The 21,717-nt window shown below is 60.4% G+C and carries 16 protein-coding genes; 13 read left to right on the top strand and 3 right to left on the bottom strand.

Annotated elements, in window-relative coordinates; genetic code table 11:
- Positions 1-3: 3 nt before the first annotated feature.
- Genes tssK through tagH form a run of 3 tightly spaced genes read right to left on the bottom strand, consistent with a single transcriptional unit; the run spans position 4 to position 3,240 of the window.
- On the bottom strand, positions 4-1,338 hold the full coding sequence (tssK, locus tag SNL23_RS05465; RefSeq protein ID WP_076013173.1) for a type VI secretion system baseplate subunit TssK: 1,335 nt from the start codon (positions 1,336-1,338) through the stop codon (positions 4-6).
- 14 nt (positions 1,339-1,352) lie between these two features.
- The gene (tssJ, locus tag SNL23_RS05460; RefSeq protein ID WP_076013174.1) at positions 1,353-1,859 is read right to left on the bottom strand and encodes a type VI secretion system lipoprotein TssJ; all 507 of its coding nucleotides are present in this window, start codon (positions 1,857-1,859) and stop codon (positions 1,353-1,355) included.
- A gap of 52 nt (positions 1,860-1,911) precedes the next feature.
- A complete protein-coding gene (gene tagH, locus SNL23_RS05455; RefSeq protein WP_318301802.1) occupies positions 1,912-3,240 on the bottom strand; it encodes a type VI secretion system-associated FHA domain protein TagH in 1,329 nt (442 codons plus the stop codon).
- Positions 3,241-3,644: 404 nt separating this feature from the next.
- Here tagH and tssA point away from each other — a divergent pair, with 404 nt between their 5' ends.
- From tssA to SNL23_RS05390, 13 genes are all read left to right on the top strand, one after another.
- A complete protein-coding gene (gene tssA, locus SNL23_RS05450) occupies positions 3,645-4,664 on the top strand; it encodes a type VI secretion system protein TssA (protein ID WP_076013176.1) in 1,020 nt (339 codons plus the stop codon).
- A gap of 54 nt (positions 4,665-4,718) precedes the next feature.
- The gene (gene tssB / locus SNL23_RS05445) at positions 4,719-5,225 is read left to right on the top strand and encodes a type VI secretion system contractile sheath small subunit (protein ID WP_010168268.1); all 507 of its coding nucleotides are present in this window, start codon (positions 4,719-4,721) and stop codon (positions 5,223-5,225) included.
- A 2-nt stretch (positions 5,226-5,227) separates the two neighbouring features.
- Positions 5,228-6,724, top strand: coding sequence for a type VI secretion system contractile sheath large subunit (gene tssC / locus SNL23_RS05440; protein ID WP_017476732.1), 1,497 nt, complete (start codon positions 5,228-5,230; stop codon positions 6,722-6,724).
- Positions 6,725-6,897: 173 nt separating this feature from the next.
- Positions 6,898-7,386: an Hcp family type VI secretion system effector gene (locus SNL23_RS05435; RefSeq protein WP_003213345.1), complete on the top strand. Its 489-nt coding sequence runs from the start codon at positions 6,898-6,900 to the stop codon at positions 7,384-7,386.
- A 78-nt stretch (positions 7,387-7,464) separates the two neighbouring features.
- Positions 7,465-7,980 carry a type VI secretion system baseplate subunit TssE gene (gene tssE / locus SNL23_RS05430; RefSeq protein ID WP_063034108.1) on the top strand — a complete coding sequence of 172 codons (516 nt, stop codon included), beginning with the start codon at positions 7,465-7,467 and terminating at the stop codon, positions 7,978-7,980.
- Positions 7,977-9,836 (top strand): type VI secretion system baseplate subunit TssF, encoded by a 1,860-nt coding sequence (gene tssF / locus SNL23_RS05425; protein ID WP_318301801.1) that lies wholly within the window; start codon positions 7,977-7,979, stop codon positions 9,834-9,836. Before tssE ends, tssF begins: the two co-directional genes overlap by 4 nt.
- Positions 9,800-10,843, top strand: a complete 1,044-nt coding sequence (gene tssG, locus SNL23_RS05420) for a type VI secretion system baseplate subunit TssG (protein ID WP_318301800.1) — start codon at positions 9,800-9,802, stop codon at positions 10,841-10,843. The genes tssF and tssG overlap by 37 nt, the downstream gene beginning before the upstream one ends.
- Positions 10,836-13,514: a type VI secretion system ATPase TssH gene (gene tssH, locus SNL23_RS05415; RefSeq protein WP_318301799.1), complete on the top strand. Its 2,679-nt coding sequence runs from the start codon at positions 10,836-10,838 to the stop codon at positions 13,512-13,514. The genes tssG and tssH overlap by 8 nt, the downstream gene beginning before the upstream one ends.
- Before the next feature lie 158 nt (positions 13,515-13,672).
- Positions 13,673-15,619 (top strand): type VI secretion system Vgr family protein, encoded by a 1,947-nt coding sequence (locus tag SNL23_RS05410; protein WP_076013180.1) that lies wholly within the window; start codon positions 13,673-13,675, stop codon positions 15,617-15,619.
- A 15-nt stretch (positions 15,620-15,634) separates the two neighbouring features.
- The gene (locus SNL23_RS05405; RefSeq protein ID WP_076013181.1) at positions 15,635-16,069 is read left to right on the top strand and encodes a DcrB-related protein; all 435 of its coding nucleotides are present in this window, start codon (positions 15,635-15,637) and stop codon (positions 16,067-16,069) included.
- 14 nt (positions 16,070-16,083) lie between these two features.
- On the top strand, positions 16,084-20,466 hold the full coding sequence (locus tag SNL23_RS05400) for an RHS repeat-associated core domain-containing protein (RefSeq protein WP_318301798.1): 4,383 nt from the start codon (positions 16,084-16,086) through the stop codon (positions 20,464-20,466).
- On the top strand, positions 20,463-21,224 hold the full coding sequence (locus SNL23_RS05395) for a pentapeptide repeat-containing protein (protein ID WP_173860302.1): 762 nt from the start codon (positions 20,463-20,465) through the stop codon (positions 21,222-21,224). The genes SNL23_RS05400 and SNL23_RS05395 overlap by 4 nt, the downstream gene beginning before the upstream one ends.
- An 88-nt stretch (positions 21,225-21,312) precedes the next feature.
- On the top strand, positions 21,313-21,633 hold the full coding sequence (locus tag SNL23_RS05390; protein ID WP_167663984.1) for a DUF7716 domain-containing protein: 321 nt from the start codon (positions 21,313-21,315) through the stop codon (positions 21,631-21,633).
- Positions 21,634-21,717: the final 84 nt, after the last annotated feature.

Raw genomic sequence — 21,717 nt, 5'->3', positions numbered from 1 at the left:
GGATTATCCTCGGATCGCCCAGAAAGCCAGGTTCAACCCCGGGAACTGGCCGGCGATGTGGAACGCAAAGCCGCCGGAATTACTCAGTTGCTGCCAGTGCTCGCTGCCCCGGTCCAGCTCGTAATAGGTGCTGCCTGCGTGGTACGGAATCTGCCGTGGCGCCACCGGCAGCGGCAGCAGGCCGATGCCCGGCAGTTGCAGGTTGACCAGGTCGCGAATGTGTTCCACCGAGCCGACTTTGCTTTGCTGGCCGAAGCGCGCGCGCAGGGTTTCGCCCGGCACATCGGCGCGCACCACCAGGATGAAACTGGCGCTGTCGATCAAGGTTTTGTCGGCCAGCATCGCCACGTGCACGCCGTAGGCTTTCTCGACAATCGGGATCGGCGTGGCCTTGCTGTCGATCAGCATCGACAGTGCTTCGCGCAGCGCCTGCATCACCGGGGTGAAGCTCAGGGCCAGGTCGTCATGCTGGTATTGCGGGTATTCCTGGGGGCGACGGCCAGTGGTGGAGAAGGTCGAGAACTCGCCGGCCAGGCTCACCAGTTCACTGAAGAAACGCTCTGGGTGCAGCGGGCTCAACTGGCTCAGGTGCTGGATCAGCGGCTGGGCACGGTTGACCAGTTGCAACAGCATGAAGTCGGCAATTTCCGAAGCGCCACCGGCGCCCGAAGCCACTACGCGCCCGGCCAACGCTTCGCCGCGCTGGTGCAGCAGGCCCAGCAGTTCGCTGCGAAACGCGGTCAGCGGTTTGCTGGCAGCCACGTCGAGTACCGGCGGGATGTAGCTGTCGTCCAGCACCAGGGCGCGGTCGGCGCGTTTTTCCTTGATGCGCACCAGGCCGATGGCTGCGTAATCGCTGATGCCATCCTGGGCAGTCAACAGCCGCAGGGCACGGGAACCGACCGCCACCGGCGCACGGTTTTCAAAGGGGGCGTTGTCGTCGCGCACTTCGCGCACCTGGCTGACGTAGCGCGCCGCTTCCAGGGCTTCGCCTTCGTCGACGGTGTCGCGGGCGCCGGCACGCTTGAGGGGCAGCGCCAGGTAGACCAGGCCATCGCGCAGGTGGTCGTCGATGTTCAACGGGCTCGGCGCCAGGTCGTCCTGGGGGATATTGAACGGCGTACCGTCGGGCAACAAACCGCGTGCCGAGACAATCGCCAGCTTGCCCTGGGCCAACAGGCCCTGGTCGATCAACAATTCGGAGAAGCCCCAGGCCCCTGCCGACAACGGACGGCTGCGCGCATCGATCAGGTTTTCCAGGTAACGGTCATGCTGCTGGAAGTGCTGCGTTCCGATGAACATGCCTTCCGACCAGACCACGCGATTGTTCCAGGACATGGGGGCTCCGATTCTTATTGGGCAGGGCTGGATGGGGGAACCACGACGTCGGCACGCACCGCATGCACATCGAGGCTGATCTGGTATTCGGTGTATTGGCGCGCCGGCACGTTAAGCACGGTGCGCCACACGGCGCGGTCCAGTTCGCGATAGCCCACCAGCAGGCCGATCTGGCGGGTGGACGGGTCGAGGTCGCGCTGAATGCTCAATTGCTGGCCGGGCTGGATCACCACTTCGTCCTGGTCGAGCAGGTCGAGGCCGAGGGTCGACTGGGCGCGATCGGCCAAGGCGAAGTAGTCGGAACGGCTGAAGGTGGCGGCGTTTTTCAGTTCGAAAATCCGCACCCGTACCGGGGCTGCCTGGCCATTGGCGCCGGGGTTGAGCCCGGTGATGGCGTGGAAATGCAGCTCGACGGCGGCGGTGTCTGCCTCAGCCTCGGGGGCTTCGGGCTTGGCCGCATCCTTGGCACACGCCGTCAGCAGAAGCGCGGTGGCGGCTGCGAGTAAAAACCTGGGAATCATCCTGCGTCCTCAATGACGTACTTAGCTATCCGTTGTTCCATGTACTGCGTTGTTAGTGACGCTGTCGGCTGCTGTGCTCTTCGTAGGCACGGCTGAATTCACGCCCGAACAAGTCCTGGAAATCTTCCTGGGCCTCGCGGGAAATATTGCTGTAGAGCTCGGTGAACTGCTGCCAGTACTGGGCCTGGCGCGAACCGTTGAAAATGCTCGACAGCCCGCCGGGCTTGCCCATGCGCTCTTCGAGCTGCGCCGGTTCAAAGCGCGTCAGCAGGTGCTTGATGGCGGCTTCGACCCCGGCCATTACCGCCAATTGGTGTGCGCGCAGATCGTCGAAACTGTCGCGAACCGCCACGTCCGGCGCCATAAACGCCTGGTTGCTGTGACGTAGGAGCAGCAGTAACGCTTCATCGGCGTTGGGGGCGAATTTCAACGGGTTGTTTTCCACCGGCTGAATCACCGTCTGCTGCATGCGGAACTCACCCTTGAGGCTGCTGCGGGCACGCAATACGTCGATCAGGCCTTCGACCATCAGCCGGTAGCTGCGGCCGATGCTTTCCATCTGGGCTTCGACTTGGGCCTTGTCCAGCCGCAACTGATCGAGGCCGGCACCGCGCAGGAAGGCTTGCAGCAAATCGGGTTGGTTGGCGTCGGCCACAGGGAGCGGCTGCTCAACCTTGGGAGGCTCGATAATCGGTGTTGGAGGAGGTAGTGGCGGCGGCGCAACAGGCTGGGGTGCCGGGGCATCGCCAAACAAATCCCAGTCGTCGGGAATGATTGAGCCCGAGACCACCGGCGCAGGTGGTTCAGCCACGGGCAGCGGTGTCGGCGGACGGAAGTCGTGTTGCTCGGCCGGTACGTGATCGTGCACGGTGGCCGGCGGCACGCTGTTGGGCGCGAGGAAGTCGAACAGGTCCGGCAGGGTGTCCATCGACGAGGCGCCCTGGAACTGCGGCGCGATGACCGGGTGCGGCGTCGGGGTGCTCACGGCGGCGCCCATCAGGGCTTCGAAGCTGTTGGAGGTGTCACCGGTGAAAGACGGGGTATCTGTCACTTTCAGGTTGAAATCGATACGCGCCTGGATTTCGTAATCACCGATGCGGATCAGCTCACCGTCTTGCAATGGCTCGCTGTTTCCCCGGCGCAAACGGATGCCGGCGTTGACTAGCTCAACACCGTTAGTGCTGTTATCGGTTAAATAATAACGACCATCTTTGTATTGAATAACGCAATGCTGCGTGGAAACCAGGCGCTCCGGGTCAGGCAGTATCCAGTCATTTTCGGAACCGCGGCCAATAGCCATCGCTCCCTGATCCATGGACTTTTCAGGGCACTGGCCAGGGGTAATCTTGTGATAACTAGTGATAGTCAAACACAGCGACATCATGCCTCCTTGCTGATACTTCGCGCGCGGCCGTTCCCTGGGAGAAATGCTCCCGAGGGATCCACGACAGATCCTTTCAACACCTTGAAAGCCTGCTTCAACCCGCGTAATAGCTGATCTTAACCGGCCTGTATGACAAAAATCCTGCCTCGGCACCTGCTTCGACTGATCGGTCGCGCAGGATGTTAAGCACCGCACATCTGTCATAGAGGGCGAATAGCTTACCTTGACAAGGCATAAGTACTACACCAAAAATGCACAACTTCTTGAACACCAATGATGGCACTTTGAAATCAGCATGATGTCAAAGCGCTAAATATGACCAAGAAAACATGCAAAGTTCCTCGCGCAACTAATGCATGAGTTGTCCGTCATCTAACGGGCTGATAGGGAGATCGAATTTAGTGGATGTGCCTCTGCTGCTCGCCGCCGTTTCCGCGACTTCGCCTTGTGGCGAAGACTTGGAATATGACGCCGATTATTTGCATCTTGAGCGTGCCGCACAGGGTCAACCCGAGCGCAGCATGGGCGACTCGATCCTGCCCGCCGAACCTCCGGAATGGCGCAGCATCCAGCAGCAAAGCCTCGACCTCCTGCAACGCAGCAAAGACCTGCGCATCACCCATTTCCTGTTGCAAAGCGCCCTCGCCCTCCAGGGCATCGCGGGGCTTGCCGACGCGCTCACGCTGATCAACGCGCTGCTGCGCGAATACTGGGCCGACCTGCATCCGCGCCTGGATGCCGATGACGACAACGACCCCACCGTGCGCATCAACGCCCTCAGCGGCGTGACCAGCGACGCGAACATCCGCCTGCTGCGCGAAGCCATTCTTACCCGTTCGCGCACCTTCGGCCCCGTCAGCCTGCGCGCCGCGCTGAATGCCAGCGGGCTGCAGAGTTTCCCCGGCGAAAGCCTCGGCGCCGAACAGCTCAACGGCGCGTTCCTCGACAGCGATGCCGAGCAACTGCAAGCCACCCGCGACGCGCTGAACGCCGCCCGCGCCGCCTGTGATGCCATCGAACAATACGTCAGCGACCAGGTCGGTTCCGCCCAGGGCGTGGACCTCGGCCCCTTGAAGCAACTGCTCAAGCAGGCCGTGCAGATACTCAACCAATATGCCCCACACAGCGGCGCCGCCAGCGAGCCCGAGGTTGTCAGTGACGACAATGCCCCCTCGGTTGAATACGCCGCCGCGCCCGTTGCAGCACGCCCGACCGGCGACATCGCGAGCCGCGATGAAGTGCTGCGCAGCCTCGACAAAATACTTGCGTACTACACCCGCCACGAGCCTTCGAGCCCGCTGCCGGTGCTGTTGAACCGAGCGAAGAATCTGGTGCACGCCGACTTTGCGGCCATCGTGCGCAACCTGATTCCCGACGGCATGTCCCAATTTGAAAATCTGCGCGGGCCGGACAGCGAATAAGCGTACGGATCGCGCAGTTACAACACCGTCGCTCAAGCGACCAGGAGCAGCAACGTGGCGAAGCAAAGTTCTCAGAAATTCATCGCGCGCAACCGTGCGCCTCGGGTGCAGATCGAGTACGACGTCGAGCTCTACGGCGCCGAGAAAAAGGTCCAGCTGCCCTTCGTCATGGGTGTGATGGCCGATCTCGCCGGCAAGCCCGCCGAGCCTCTGGCGCCTGTGGCCGACCGCAAGTTCCTTGAAGTGGACGTCGACAACTTCGACTCGCGCCTCAAGGCTATGCAGCCACGCGTCGCGTTCCATGTGCCCAATGAGCTGACCGGCGAAGGCAACCTGAGCCTGGACATCACCTTTGAAAGCATGGACGACTTCAGCCCCGCCGCTGTGGCGCGCAAGGTCGACTCGCTGAACAAGCTGCTCGAAGCCCGCACGCAGCTGGCCAACCTGCTGACCTACATGGACGGCAAGACCGGCGCTGAAGAAATCATCATGAAAGCGATCAAGGACCCGGCATTGCTGCAGGCCCTTGCGAGCGCGCCGAAGCCGGCAGGGGACCAGTAATCATGACCGAGAATACCGCCCGCGAAGGCGCCCAGAACCTGGGCGCTACCGAAGAAACCAGCGAGTTCGCGTCGCTGCTGCTGCAAGAATTCAAACCCAAGACCGAGCGTGCTCGCGAAGCCGTGGAAACCGCCGTGCGCACCCTGGCCGAGCAGGCACTGGCCCAGACGGACCTGGTGTCCAACGACGCGATCAAGTCGATCGAATCGATCATCGCCGCCATCGACGCCAAGCTCACCGCCCAGGTCAACCAGATCATCCATCACCAGGATTTCCAGCAACTGGAAAGCGCCTGGCGTGGCCTGCACTACCTGGTGAACAACACCGAGAGCGATGAGCAACTGAAGATTCGCGTGCTCAATATCTCCAAGCCGGACCTGCACAAGACCCTGAAGAAATTCAAGGGCACTGCGTGGGACCAGAGCCCGATCTTCAAGAAGATGTACGAAGAAGAATACGGCCAGTTCGGCGGCGAACCTTACGGTTGCCTGGTGGGCGACTACTACTTCGACCAGTCGCCTCCCGACGTGGAGCTGCTGGGCGAGCTGTCGAAAGTCTGCGCCGCGATGCACGCGCCGTTCATTGCCGCGGCTTCGCCGACTGTGATGGGCATGGGCTCGTGGCAGGAACTGTCGAACCCGCGCGACCTGACCAAGATCTTCACCACCCCGGAATACGCCGGCTGGCGCTCCCTGCGTGAATCGGAAGATTCGCGCTACATCGGCCTGACCATGCCGCGCTTCCTCGCGCGCCTGCCGTACGGCGCCAAGACCGACCCGGTGGAAGCCTTCGCCTTCGAAGAAAACACCGACGGTGCCGACAGCTCCAAGTACACCTGGGCCAACGCGGCCTATGCGATGGCGGTGAACATCAACCGTTCGTTCAAACACTTCGGCTGGTGCTCGCGCATCCGTGGCGTGGAGTCTGGCGGTGAAGTCGAGAACCTGCCGGCCCACACCTTCCCGACGGATGACGGCGGTGTGGACATGAAGTGCCCGACCGAAATCGCCATCAGCGACCGCCGTGAAGCGGAACTGGCGAAGAACGGTTTCATGCCGCTGCTGCACAAGAAAAATACCGACTTCGCCGCCTTCATCGGCGCCCAGTCGTTGCAGAAACCGGCCGAATACGACGACCCGGACGCCACCGCCAACGCCAACCTGGCCGCGCGCCTGCCGTACCTGTTCGCCACCTGCCGTTTCGCTCACTACTTGAAGTGCATCGTGCGCGACAAGATCGGTTCCTTCAAAGAGAAGGACGAGATGCAGCGCTGGTTGCAGGACTGGATCCTCAACTACGTGGACGGCGACCCGGCGCACTCCACCGAAACCACCAAGGCCCAGCATCCATTGGCGGCTGCCGAAGTGATCGTGGAAGACGTTGAAGGCAACCCGGGGTACTACAACTCCCGGTTCTACCTGCGCCCGCACTACCAGCTTGAAGGGCTGACGGTGTCGCTGCGCCTGGTATCGAAACTGCCTTCGGCGAAAGGCGCGTAATAAAGATCCGCCGGGATCGGGCTTTTGTGGGAGCCGGGCTTGCCCGCGATGCAGGCGACGCGGTCTGTCAGTCAGACCGCAGTGATGCCATCGCGGGCAAGCCCGGCTCCCACAGAAAAGCACCGCCCTTGGGTTAACCAAATATCGTGGCTGAGTCCACACAGGGAGAAAACATGGCTGTTGATATTTTCATCAAGATCGGCGACATCAAGGGCGAGTCCATGGACAAGGCCCACAAGGACGAAATCGACGTATTGAACTGGAGCTGGGGCATGGCCCAGTCCGGCAACATGCACGTTGGCGGTGGCGGCGGCGCGGGCAAGGTGAACATCCAGGACCTGTCGCTGACCAAGTACGTCGACAAGGCCTCGCCTAACCTGATGATGCACTGCGCCAGCGGCAAGCACATCGACAAGGTCACGCTGACCGTGCGCAAGGCCGGCGGTGAAAGCCAGGTCGAGTACATGATCATCAACCTGGAAGAAGTGCTGGTCACCTCCCTGAGCACCGGCGGTTCGGGCAGCGATGATCGCCTCACCGAAAACGTGACCCTGAACTTCGCCCAGGTGATGGTGGACTACCAGCCACAGAAAGCCGACGGCACCAAAGACGGCGGCGCGATCAAGTTTGGCTGGAACATTCGCTCCAACACCAAACGCTGATTGCCCCTGTAGCCGCCACCCCAAGTGGCGGCTGCAAGCCCCCTGTTCCTCTCGCAACCCGTCCGTGGAGCTGCTTTGGTGGTAACTGAAATTGCTTCCCGCGATCGCCTGCAACCGTCCCTGCTGGACCGGTTGACCGACGATGACCCGACCAATCCCAAGGAAAGCGCCGACAAACGCGTGCTGTCCCTGAGCCAATTGAAAGCCTCGGTGCTGCGTGACCTGACGTGGCTGCTCAACACCACTTCACTGCTCAACGCCGATGCCACGCTGCACACGCCGGCCGGTACGTCGGTGGTCAATTACGGGCTGCCTGCCCTGGCGGGCAACAGTGTCTCCAGTGTCGACGTCAGTGCCCTGGAAGCCTTGATTCGACAAGCTATCGCCACCTTCGAGCCGCGTATCCTGCGTCATACCCTGCGGGTCAAGGCGCGCGTCGGCCATGGCGAGATGAACCATAACGCCCTGAGTTTCGAGATCGAGGGCGACCTGTGGGCGCAGCCGGTGCCATTGCGCCTGTTGCTGCAAACCGACCTGGACCTGGAATCCGGCCATGTGCGTGTGGTCAACGCCGACCAGCGGAGACGCCCATGAACCCGCGCCTGCTGGAGCTGTACAACCAGGAACTGCACCACGTGCGCGAAAGCGCCGCCGAGTTCGCCAAGGAATACCCGAAGATCGCCAGTCGGCTGACCCTGTCCGGCATGGACTGCGCCGACCCGTACGTCGAGCGTTTGCTCGAAGGCTTTGCGTATCTCACGGCCCGGGTCCAGCTCAAACTCGACGCCGAGTACCCGACCTTCACCAACAACCTGCTGGAGATCGCCTACCCGCACTACCTGGCGCCGACCCCGTCGATGACCGTGGTGCAGTTGCAGGCCGATCCCGATGAAGGCTCCCTGGCCAGTGGTTTTCCACTGCCCCGCGACACCGTTTTGCGGGCCGCCTTGGGCCGCGAAACCCAGACCTGCTGCGAGTACCGCACCGCGCACCCGGTGACACTGTGGCCGTTGCAGGTCGCCCAGGCCGAGTACTTCGGCAACCCGTCCACGGTGCTCGGGCGTTTGGCCGCCAGCGAACCCAAGGCCAAGGCCGGCCTGCGCCTGACCTTGCGTACCGGCGCCGAGCTGCCGTTCAACAGCCTCGCCCTGGATAATTTGCCGCTGTACCTCAGCGGTGCCGACGAACAACCGTTCCGCCTCTACGAACAACTGCTGGGCAATGCCTGTGCGGTGTTCGCGCGCAAGCCCGGCGGTGATTGGGTGGAACGCCTGCCGCCGGATGCCTTGCGCTCCCGGGGTTTCGACGACGCCGATGCGGCAATGCCGGTGGTGCCTCGAGCATTCCAGGGCTATCGCTTGCTTCAGGAATACTTCGCCCTGCCCCACCGTTTTCTGTTCGTTGAATTCGCTGAGCTGAGCCGCGCCGTCAAGCGCTGTGACGGCCAGGAGCTGGAACTGATCGTGCTGTTCGACCGCCACGATCCAAGCCTGGAAGGCAGCGTCGGCAAGGCGCAGTTCGTGCCGTTCTGCACCCCGGCAATCAACCTGTTTCCCAAGCGCGTGGACCGGATCCACTTGTCCGAGCGGGTCAACGAACACCATGTGATCGCCGACCGCACGCGGCCGATGGATTTCGAGATTCACTCCTTGAGCGGCATCACGGGCCACGGCACCGGGCCCGAGCAACCGTTCTTGCCGTTCTACGCAGTACGCGATCCGTCGCGCTATGGCCGTGACCAGGCTTACTACACGGTGCGCCGCGAACCCCGCGTGTTGTCCAGCGACCAGCGCCGCAACGGACCGCGCTCCACCTATGTGGGCAGCGAAACCTTCGTCAGCCTGGTGGACACCCAGCAAGCGCCGTACCGCCATGACCTGCGCCAACTGGGCGTTACTGCGCTGTGCACCAACCGCGATTTGCCGTTGTTCATGAGTGTGGGCAACGGCAAGACCGACTTCACCCTGGCCGACAGTGCGCCGGTCTTGGCTGTGCGTTGCGTCGCCGGGCCAAGCCGCCCGCGCGCCAGCCATGCTCATGACGCCAAGGCCTGGCGCCTGATCAGCCAGTTGTCGTTGAACTACCTGTCGCTGAGCGAGCAAGGCCAGGGCGCCGCCGCGTTACGCGAACTGCTGCGCCTGTATGGCGACAGCAACGACGCCGCCCTGCAATTGCAGATCGAAGGCCTGCGGGAAGTCAGCAGCAAAGCGGTGACCCGCCGCCTGCCGATGCCCGGCCCGATCGTGTTTGGCCGGGGCCTGGAAATCACCCTGGAATTTGATGAAAACGCGTTCCGCGGCACCGGCGTGTTCCTGCTCGGTGCGGTGTTTGAACGGTTCCTGGCACGCTATGTGTCGATCAACAGTTTTACCGAGACGGTGATCCGTACCACCGAGCGCGGCGAGATCATGCGATGGAAAGCCAAGCCCGGACGCCGTCCGACCCTGTGAGTACCCTGGATGCTATGCATCAGGAGCCCTGGGAATATGACTTCTTCCAGGCGCTGCGTCGTATCGAGTGCGAATCGCCGGACCTGCCACGCCTGGGACATTCCCTGCGCCTGGCGGATGACCCGTTGCGTCTCGGGCAGCAGGCCGATTGCACCTTTGCACCGGCCACATTGGCCTCGGTCGAACCTGGGGCTGAAGGCCAGCCGGCACGGCTGGAGCAGTTCTTCTTCGGCCTCGGCGGCCCCAACGGCCCGCTGCCGCTGCACATCACCGAGTACGTGCGTGAGCGCCAGCGCAACAACGCCGACAGCACCAGCAAGCGCTTCCTGGATGTGTTCCACCACCGCCTGCTGACCCTGTTTTATCGCGCATGGGCCGAGGCACGGCCGACCGTCAGCCATGACCGTCCGGACGATGACTACTGGTCGGCGCGCCTCGCGGCACTGAGTGGTCGCGGTACACCGAGCCTGCTCAACCAAGGCCTGATCCCCGACACGGCGAAGCTGCATTACAGCGGCCACCTGTCGGCGCAAACCCGCTACCCGGATGGCCTGAAAGCGATTCTCGGCGAGTACTTCGGCCTGCCGGTGGAGATCGAAGAATACGTCGGCCAATGGCTGGAACTGCCCGAGCGCAGCCGCGTGAGTGTCAGCGCCAACCAGCTGGGCGTGGACTTTTGCCTGGGCAGCCACGTGTGGGACCGCCAGCACAAATTCCGTATCCGCCTCGGCCCCCTGAAGCTCGATGACTACATGGGCATGCTGCCTGGCAGCCAGCCGTTCAACGAGCTGGTGGCGTGGGTCGCGGAGTACCTGGGCCATGAACTGGACTGGGACCTGAACCTGATCCTGCAACAACCGCAAGTGCCGGCCCTGCAACTCAACGGCCAGTTCCGCCTCGGTTTCAACACCTGGCTCGGCCAACCCGAGCATGACGCCAACGACCTAATCCTGGCCCGGCATTACGCCAAACACGCCAACACCTCAAGGAATCCAGAGCATGGGTGAAATCAGTCGCGCCGCACTGTTCGGCAAACTCAACAGCGTGGCCTACAAGGCCATCGAAGCCGCCACCGTGTTCTGCAAGCTGCGGGGCAACCCGTATGTGGAACTGGCCCACTGGTTTCACCAGTTGCTGCAACTGCAGGACTCAGACCTGCACCGCATCATCCGGCAGTTCAACGTCGAGCCGGCGCGCCTGGCCCGTGACCTGACCGAAGCCCTGGACCGCCTGCCCCGTGGTTCGACGTCGATCACCGACCTGTCGTCCCATGTGGAAGAAGCGGTCGAGCGTGGCTGGGTCTACGGCAGCCTGATGTTTGGCGAAACCCAGGTGCGCACCGGCTACCTGGTGCTGGGGATCCTCAAGACGCCAAGCCTGCGCCATGCGCTGCTGGGGTTGTCTGGAGAGTTCGACAAGATCAAGGCCGAAGCCCTGAGCGAACGCTTTGACGAGTACGTCGGCGACTCGCCCGAAAATGCACTGAGTGCCAGCGACGGTTTCAATGCCGGCGCCGTACCCGGCGAAGCCAGCGGCGCCATGGCCCCGAGCGCGATGGGCAAGCAGGAAGCCCTCAAGCGCTTCACCGTCGACCTGACCGAACAAGCCCGTAGCGGCAAGCTCGACCCGATCGTCGGGCGTGACGAAGAGATCCGCCAACTGGTGGACATCCTAATGCGTCGCCGCCAGAACAACCCGATCCTTACCGGTGAAGCCGGCGTCGGCAAGACCGCCGTGGTCGAAGGCTTCGCCCTGCGCATCGTCGCCGGCGACGTACCGCCAGCGCTGAAAGATGTGGAACTGCGCAGCCTGGATGTGGGCCTGCTGCAAGCCGGCGCCAGCATGAAAGGCGAGTTCGAACAGCGCCTGCGCCAGGTCATCGAAGACGTGCAGGCCTCGCCGAAACCGATCATCCTGTTTATCGACGAAGCCCACACCCTGGTAGGTGCCGGTGGCGCCGCCGGGACCGGTGACGCGGCCAACCTGCTTAAACCCGCCCTCGCCCGTGGCACCTTGCGTACCGTGGCCGCCACCACATGGGCCGAGTACAAGAAGCACATCGAAAAAGACCCGGCCCTGACCCGCCGCTTCCAGGTGGTACAAGTGGCCGAGCCGTCGGAAGACAAGGCGCTGCTGATGATGCGCGGCGTGGCCTCGACCATGGAGAAACACCATCAGGTGCAGATCCTCGATGAAGCCTTGGAAGCGTCAGTGAAGCTGTCCCACCGCTACATTCCGGCGCGTCAATTGCCGGACAAATCCGTGAGCCTGCTGGACACCGCCTGCGCCCGCGTCGCCATCAGCCTGCACGCGGTGCCGGCGGAAGTCGACGACAGCCGCCGTCGAATCGAGGCACTGGAAACCGAGCTGCAAATCATCGCCCGCGAGCATGCGATCGGCATCGCCATCGGTGCGCGCCAGACCAACAGCGAAGCGCTGCTGGGTGCCGAACGCGAGCGCCTGGCCACCCTGGAAACCCGCTGGGCCGAAGAGAAAACCCTGGTGGATGAGTTGCTCGCCACCCGTGCGACGTTGCGTGAAAAAGCCGGTGTGGTTGACAGTGATGCGGGTAATAACGAGAGCGACGAGCTGCGTGCGCAACTGGTCGATCTGCAACAGCGCCTCTCCACCCTGCAAGGCGAAACCCCGCTGATCCTGCCGACCGTGGATTACCAGGCCGTGGCCTCGGTGGTCGCCGACTGGACCGGCATTCCCGTGGGCCGCATGGCCCGCAACGAACTGGAGACGGTGCTCAACCTCGACCAGCACCTGAAGAAGCGCATCATCGGCCAGGACCACGCCTTGCAGATGATCGCCAAGCGCATCCAGACCTCCCGCGCCGGCCTCGACAACCCAAGCAAGCCGATTGGCGTGTTCATGCTCGCCGGCACCTCCGGCGTGGGCAAGACCGAAACCGCCCTGGCCCTGGCCGAAGCCATGTACGGCGGTGAGCAGAACGTCATCACCATCAACATGAGCGAGTTCCAGGAAGCCCACACCGTGTCGACCCTCAAGGGCGCGCCACCGGGCTACATCGGCTATGGCGAAGGCGGGGTGCTGACCGAAGCCGTGCGGCGCAAACCCTACAGCGTGGTGCTGCTGGACGAGGTGGAAAAAGCCCACCCGGACGTGCACGAGATCTTCTTCCAGGTATTCGACAAGGGCGTAATGGAAGACGGCGAAGGCCGGGTGATCGACTTCAAGAACACCTTGATCCTGCTGACCACCAACGCCGGTACCGAGCTGATTTCCCGGGTCTGCAAAGACCCGGCGAACATCCCAGAGCCCGAGGAAATCGCCAAGGCCCTGCGCCAGCCGTTGCTGGAGATTTTCCCGCCGGCGCTGCTCGGCCGCCTGGTGACCATTCCGTACTACCCGCTGAGCGACGAGATGCTGAAAGCGATCACCCGCCTGCAACTCAACCGCATCAAGAAGCGCGTGGAGAACACCCACAAAGTCGCCTTCGATTACGACGACGAAGTCGTCGACCTGATCGTGTCCCGCTGCACCGAAACCGAAAGCGGCGGGCGGATGATCGACACCATCCTGACCAACAGCCTGCTGCCGGACATGAGCCGCGAATTCCTCACCCGCATGCTCGAAGGCAAGGCGCTGGCGGGGGTGCGGATCAGCACGCGGGATAACGAATTGCACTACGACTTCAACGACGCGGATTGACCTGACGGAATGCGATCAAAACTGTGGGAGCGGGCTTGCTCGCGAAAGCGGTGTATCAGTTGAGGCATCCGGTGACTGATTCACCGCGTTCGCGAGCAAGCCCGCTCCCACAGTTGGAGCCGGTTCCTACAGTTATTACGCAATTTACGGGTTAACCGATGTTATTCAACCAATCGTCACGCCTGGCCAAGATCACCAGTCCCCTGGGGCCGGACGTGCTGCTGCTCAATGAAATGGGCGGCGGTGAAGAGTTGGGTCGGCTGTTCAATTTTGAACTGCAGTTGACCTCGCTGGACGCCAACATCGACCTCAACCAGTTGCTGGGCAAGCCGATGAGCCTGAACCTGCAACTGGCGGACGGTGGCGAGCGGCACTTCCACGGCATCGTCGCCCGCTGCAGCCAGAACATCGACCAGGGCCAGTTCGCCAGTTACCAGGTGACCCTGCGCCCATGGTTGTGGCTGCTGAGCCGCACCTCCGACTGCCGGATTTTCCAGAACCTGAGCATCCCGCAGATCATCAAGCAGGTGTTCCGCGACCTGGGTTTTTCCGACTTCGAAGACGCCTTGAGCCGGCCGTACCGCGAGTGGGAATACTGCGTGCAGTACCGCGAGACCAGCTTCGATTTCGTCAGCCGCTTGATGGAACAGGAAGGCATCTACTACTTCTTCCGCCACGAGCAGGACCGCCACGTGCTGGTGTTGGCCGATGCCTACGGTGCCCACGCCAACGTGCCCGGCTATGCCTCGGTGCCTTACTACCCCAAGGACGAGCAGCAGCGCGAACGCGACCATATGCACAACTGGCACTTGGCGCAGGAAGTGCAGCCCGGCTCCCTTGAGCTCAACGACTACGACTTCCAGCGCCCCAGCGCCAGCATCGACGTACGCTCGGCCATGCCGCGCCCGCACACCGCCGGCGATTACCCGCTGTACGACTACCCCGGCACCTACGTCAAAAGCGAAGACGGCGAACACTACGCACGCACCCGCATCGAAGCCCTGCAAACCCTGCACGAACAAGTGGAGTTCAGCGGCAACGCACGGGGCCTGGGTTCCGGCCACCTGTTCAGCCTCACCGGCTTCAGCCGCCGCGACCAGAACCGCGAATACCTGATCGTCGGCGCCCGCTACTACATCTCCCAGGAAAGCCTCGAAAGCGGCGGTGGCGCAGCCTCGGCCCAGTTCGAAAGCACCCTGACCTGCATCGACGCGCAACAGAGTTTCCGCCCGCTGGCCAACACCTACCGGCCCATCGTCAAAGGCCCGCAGACGGCGCTGGTGGTGGGCCCCAAAGGCGAAGAAATCTGGACCGACCAATATGGCCGGGTCAAGGTGCATTTCTATTGGGACCGTCACGACCAGTCCAACGAAAACAGCTCGTGCTGGATTCGTGTATCGCAGTCATGGGCCGGGAAAAACTGGGGCTCTATGCAGATTCCACGGATTGGCCAGGAAGTGATTGTGAGCTTCCTGGAAGGTGATCCGGACCGGCCGATCATCACTGGCCGCGTGTACAACGCCGAGCAGACCGTGCCTTACGATTTGCCGGAAAACGCCACCCAAAGCGGGATGAAGAGCCGCTCCAGCAAAGGCGGCACGCCGGCCAACTTCAATGAAATCCGCATGGAGGACAAGAAGGGGTTGGAGCAGTTGTACATCCATGCCGAGCGTAACCAGGACATCGTGGTTGAGGTGGATGAAAGTCATTCGGTGGGGCATGACCGGAACAAGAGTATTGGGCATAACGAGACGGTGACGATTGGCAGTAACCGCCTGCGGGTTGTGCGCAACAACGACACCGTGATTGTGGGCGGTGCCAAGTCTGACAGTGCCGCCACGACCTACACCATCGAGGCGGGCGACAGTATTCGCCTGGTGTGCGGCGCCAGTGTGATTGAGCTCAAGGCCGGTGGAGACATCAACCTGACCTGTGGCTCGTTCAACCTGTTTTCCACCGGCAGCAGCAAAATCCAGACGAAGGGCAAACTGGATATCAACGTGGGCAGTGACAAGGGCACGGTGCCCGGTGCCCAAGGCGTGCAAAGCACGATCAAGTCCGCCGTCGAATCAAAATTCCCTGGCAAGCCCGGCGCTGGTCAATAACGAGATTTCTCCACCATGAATTACCTGATCAACGAAGCCCAATTCACCCTGCCCGATGCAGAGGTGCAGGACACCTCGATCAACATTCTCAAGTTCGCCAAGCTGGGCACCACGCTGGTGGTCAGCCGCAGCCCGTTGGCAGATGGCGAGACCTTACACAGCAACTTCGAGGGCCAGCTTAAAAAACTTGAGCAGCAAGTCAAAGACCTTCGTTATTCGCCGGCGCAAGCCGTCAAGGTGGGGCCAGCGCAGGACATCGACGCCTTTGAGGTGCAGAACCGTTTCAACAAAGGCAGTGACAATATTTACCAATATCAGCTGGCGATGCAGATACCCGGCACACGCCGCTTGATTGCCCTGAGCTACGTCAAGACCCAGCCCCTGGGGCCTGCCGAAGCGGCACATTGGGCAACGCTCAAGAACACGCTTAACTTCGTCGCCACGCCCTGAGTAGAGTCTGAACAATGAGTGAAGACCTCTGGGCTGCCCGCGAAGGCGACGCGCTGCTGCACACCTCGGTGATGGCCGATATTCTCGGCGGCGTGCTGGAAGTGGCGGCCTATGCCGCACTCACTACCGTGGGCTGCCTGGCCGTTGCAGGGGCGGTTTTCCTCGCGACCGGTGCGACCATCGCCACAGGCGGCGTTGCATTGGTTTTGGTAGTGGGGGCAGTCGTTGGGATCACCGCAGGGCTCACAGGGGCCGACCTGAAAATATCCAGTTGGTGCGAGTCCGCCGCCAACTGGGTTTTCCCGCCGGTGATCGATGCCTTCATCACCAGCGGTTCGGACAACGTCTTCATCAATGGCAAAAAAGCTGCCCGCGCCGCTGGCAAGATGACTGCTGTTCCGGTCGCACCCAGCGAACCGCCAGCCCCCAGCTTCCTGGACATGGCCGGGGAGTTTTTCTCACAGATGTGGCGCCCGACCGTCGCCTCCCCCGCCCCTGGCACCGAGCCTTGCCCGCTGGACACTGTGGCGTGCAACAAGCACCCGCCCATGCCCCTGCAATTCATTGCCGAGGGGTCCAGCTCGGTGTTCATCAACGGGCAGCCTGCGGCACGCAGTGGCGATCGCAGTACCTGCGACGCCAAGATTGGTACAGCCCCGGGCCTGATCTCGCCGGATGTGCGCATCGGTGGCGGGACCATCGTGGTGCAAGAGATTCGTAGCGGCAAGACGCCGGGCGTGGGTTTGGCGATTGCGGTGGTGATGGCGTTGCGGGGCAACCTGAAATGTTTCTGGACCAAGCTGCCGTGCCTGGTTGGAGGCTTGGTGGTGGGCGGTGCCATTTCTTATGCAACCAGCAAGGTTACCTCTGCGCTCAAGAGCGCCATGAATGGCTCGCCCAATCCGGTTCACAGCGCGACCGGGGCCAAGGTCCTGGGTGGGGACGAGGAGCTGGATTTCGTGCTGCCGGGTTTGCTCCCGATAGATTGGCAGCGTTTCTACAGCAGCCTCGACACACGCCAGGACGGTCTCTTCGGCGCGGGCTGGAGCGTTGCGTATGAAGTGTCGATTGAGATAGATGCAGACGAAAACCTGCTCTACATCGATGAGCAAGGGCGCCGCCTGGAGATCGGCTACATCCCCTTGTCCGGCGGAGCATTCGACCCGGGCGAAGGCCTTGCGGTCAGGCGCAGTGCCGACGGCGCGGTATTGATCGAGAGCATCGACGGCCTGTATCGCCTGTTCGAGCCCGACCCACTGAACAGCGCGCGGATGCGTCTGCAGCTGCTGGGTGATCGCAATGAAGGGCGGATCTTTCTCGACTACGACACTCAGGGGCGGCTGTATCGCCTGCGCGACACTCATGACTTGATGCACGTCGAGCTGAGCTACTCGACCGAATATCCACGGCGCGTGAGCCACATCGAACGGCGTTACCTGCGCCAGGACCATTTCGATGCGCGCAGCGACGTGCTCGTCAGCTACCGCTATGACAGCAACGGCGACCTGGCTGAAGTGTTGGACGTGCAAGGTACCACCCTTCGACGCTTTGCTTATGACAATGGCCGGCGAATGGTCGAACACCAGTTGCCGAGTGGCCTGCGCTGCTTCTATCAATGGAGTGCAGTGACCGGACCCCACGGTGACGAGTGGCGCGTGAGCCGCCACTGGACAGATGCAGGCGATGAATACACCTTCGACTACGATCTCGACGCAGGCATTACCCGCGTGACCGATGGCCTGATGCGCGTCAGCACACGAGAGTGGAACCCGCAGTACCAGATCACTCGCTACGTCGACAACCTGGGCCATACGTGGCAGTTCGAGTGGAGCGAAGATCGCCAGTTGCTCGGCGCGATTGACCCGCAAAACGGTCAGTGGCGCTTCAATTACGATGAGTCCGGCAACCTGAGCGCGGTGATCGACCCGCTGTCCAGAACCAGCGGCACGCAGTGGCTCGCGCACTGGGCATTGCCCCAAGTAGAGACCGACCTTGCGGGCAACAGTTGGCATTACCGCTACGATCAGCGAGGCAACTGCATCGAGGAAATCGACCCGCTGGGCAATAGCACGCGCTATGTCTACGACGGGTTCGGTCAACCGGTGCGCATCATCGATGCCACGGAAAAAACCAAAACGCTGCATTGGAACGAATGGAGCCAACTGGTCGAAGCGGTGGATTGCTCGGGTTATCCCACCCGTTATCAATACGACGCCTTCGGCAATCTGGTGGTGCAGACCAATGCGGAAGGTGAGTCGGTTCGCTACCGGTACGGTCCTCAGGGGCTATTGCTGGAATGCCAGCTCCCGGATGGCCGCGTGGAACAGTTCCAACGCAGCGCCAGCGGTTACCTGACGGCCCATGTCGACCCGGCCGGCAGCACCACGCGCTATGCCTATGACCTGCATGGCCTGGTCAAACAGCGCTGGGATGCGCACAACCGCACGGTCATGTTCGACCATGACGCCTATGGCCGATTGCGCAGGCTGACCAATGAGAACGGCGAAAGCTATCGCTTTGAGTGGGATGCATGCGACCGCATGGTGCGGCAGCAAGACCTCGACCAGAGTCAGCGCTGCTACACCTATGATCCGCTGGATGATGTTGTCGCCGTGGACTTCCTGCCGGGGACAGAAGGCGAACCGGTAGCGCCGCTGTCACACCAATTTCAGCGAGATCCGGTTGGACGCCTGGTCAGCAAAGTCACCGCAGACGGCACCACCGTTTACGAACATGATCTGAACGACCAACTGGTCGGCGTCACGTTCACCGCGCTTGACGGTCAGCAGCAGCGACTGGGTTTCAGCTACGACGCGCTGGGGCAACTGCTGCAGGAGCAAAGCACAGCGGGCTCCTTGCAGCATCACTACGACGAATTGGGGAACCTGATTCAGACCCAGTTGCCCGACGGTCGATGGCTGAACCGCCTCTACTACGGCAGCGGTCACCTGCATCAGTTGAATCTCGATGGAAAGGTCATCAGCGACTTCGAGCGTGATCGTTTGCACCGCGAAGTGCAGCGCACTCAAGGTCAACTCAGAACGAACACCGCGTATGACCGCAGTGGAAGGGTTCGCTCGCGCCAGCGCCGCAGTATCGACCAACCGTGGCAGTTGCCGCCGTTGGTTGAGACTGACTACAGCTACGATCCCAGCGATAACCTGATCGGGCGTCGTCGTATTGACCGCGTGCACGATCGTCAAGAGCAGTTGGGTTACGACAGTACCGACCGGATTCTTGTCTGCCACCAAGTGGGAAGGAGCGAAACCTACTCCTATGACGCCGCAGCCAATCTACTGGATAGCCCGCATCAGGGGGGCCTTGTACGGCATAACCGGCTGCTCACCTATCAGGACAAGCGTTATCGATACGATGCCTTGGGTCGTATGATCGAAAAACGCAGTAGCATCCGGGGTTTTCAGCGCTTTGCCTACGACGCTGAAAGTCGCCTGGTTGAAGTGCGAAATGAGAGCGGCAACGTGGTCAGGATGAGCTATGACCCACTGGGGCGACGCGTCGAAAAAACAGAGCATGACGACAATGGCAATCCACTGGGCCAGACGCGTTTCATCTGGGATGGTTTACGCCTATTGCAGGAACACAAACACAGCCAGACTAGCCTTTATGTTTATGAAGGGGAAAGCTACGAGCCTCTAGCCCGAATAGACGGTACCGGGTCGCTGCAAAAAATTCGCTACTACCACAATGATCTGAACGGGCTCCCTGAGCAGTTGACCGAGACCGATGGACACAACCTCTGGCAGGCCAGTTATCAAGTGTGGGGCAATACGTCGGAGGAGGTGCGCGAGCCTTACTACCTTGAAGAGCAGAATCTAAGGTTTCAGGGACAGTACCTGGACCGGGAGACGGGGCTGCATTTCAATACATTTCGGTTTTATGATCCGGATGTGGGCCGTTTTACAACGCCTGACCCTGTCGGGCTGGCAGGAGGTTTTAACCTTTATCAGTATTCTCCTAACCCTTCGGGATGGATCGATCCGTTGGGGTGGGCACCTTGCGGCGCAACAACTAGCAAGCTTCAGGCACACGCCAATGCCGCTAGAAAGGCCGTTTACAGTAATCCTCAAAGGTCTTTGACCCCAAAACAAAGAGCAGCAGTAAAACGAGCCTATGACAGAGGCGATCTCGGACAAGCACGCTCACGCTATCGTCGGTATGTAGGGCAGCGAATAGATGCAGACTTCAAAATCAGAGTGAAAAATGATCCGTCACTTGGGCATTTGGAGGTGTCAAAATCAGGGCAACGTCTACCCGATGTGTATGAAACTAAAACTAAAACCTGGTGGGATCTCACGACGAAGGCTGACTGGAAAAGAGGAACGCATCAGCGGCGTTATGGGGACTGGGGCAATGGTTATGAAGGAATATTATGGTGAGTGACAAAATTCCATCAAAAGTACTGTCCGGCGTTTCGCAGGAAGGACTCGTTTTGCCTAAAAAAACGCGTTTTGAAAACGAGCTTATCAGTGGTTGCAAATTAAAAAACGCAAAACTCTGCGATCCGATTTTTGACCAATGCATTTTGGAAAATTGCGACTTTGAGAAAGCTGACTTTTCCGGCTCGCGATTCTTCAATAAAACATCCTTGACCGATTGCTCGTTCAAAACTACAAGTTTTCAAGGATCAGGTTTCAGCAATAGCAAATTTGAGAACTGCACGTTTGTGAAGTGCGACTTTCGAGAAGCGTCCTTGAAGGATTGCACTTTTGCCAACTGCACATTCTCTCAGTGCAAAATTATTGATAATTCATTTAATGTAAAAAATATATCCACCATTAAATTCGCTGGAAAACTCCAGGAAGTTAATTTCATATCAGATCAACCCAGCACGCCACTTTCTGCTGACTTTGAACTTTGCAAACTTGATTATGTAACCTTTGAAAACTGCAACCTGGAAAATATAATCCCACCCGCCGAGGCCAAACACATTTTCTTCAAAGATGTGGCAGTTCGTGCGAAAAAAGCACTCACTATCATATCTGCAGAACCTGAAAGCCAGATCAATAAGATATTGAAGCGACGACTATTAAAACTTACAACTCAACGCGGAGCTGTCTTCAATATTGAAAACCTCGAAGATTATGAGGGCGAGGAATTCACCTCACGATTTATTTCACTTCTTCAAGATGCTTAAATTATAAAAGGGAAAGATTTGTTTAGATTAAATGACCATTAGATAAATTGAATAATCCGCCCCCTTAACCCTGATATGAGGAAGCGATATGAAATTGGTCTCAATTCGCGATGCTCTCTCTTCACCAGAGAACAATCCGCAAGGATGGTTCTATTTACCTCCAGATGCCGCGCAGTGGAGCGCTGAGACCTTAGGTGTATTTTCACTCGATAGTTCGGATTTCCCGCCTGACTCCGACGACTATTTGCCGAAACAGGCGAAAGAGGACGGTTGGATTGCAACGCTGGAAACCTCAGCAATCGAGGACGTAGTCGACAATGCAAAAGATCAGCTGCCAACAGTAAGTGTTGCAGACCTATTCAAAGCGTTTGTTTTCTATTTCGAGAATGACGCGTTTATCGAGTACTAAGCCGGTCTCATTAACCGGACGCAACGTTCAAAAAGCCACAAAAAATGGGCACCCGACCCAGTCGGCGTGCCCATTTTTTATCCC

Source organism: Pseudomonas sp. SED1, from assembly GCF_034044025.1.
Classification (GTDB): domain Bacteria; phylum Pseudomonadota; class Gammaproteobacteria; order Pseudomonadales; family Pseudomonadaceae; genus Aquipseudomonas.
Note: the sequence above shows the minus strand (reverse complement) of the source record. Positions and strands in the feature narration are given on the sequence as shown.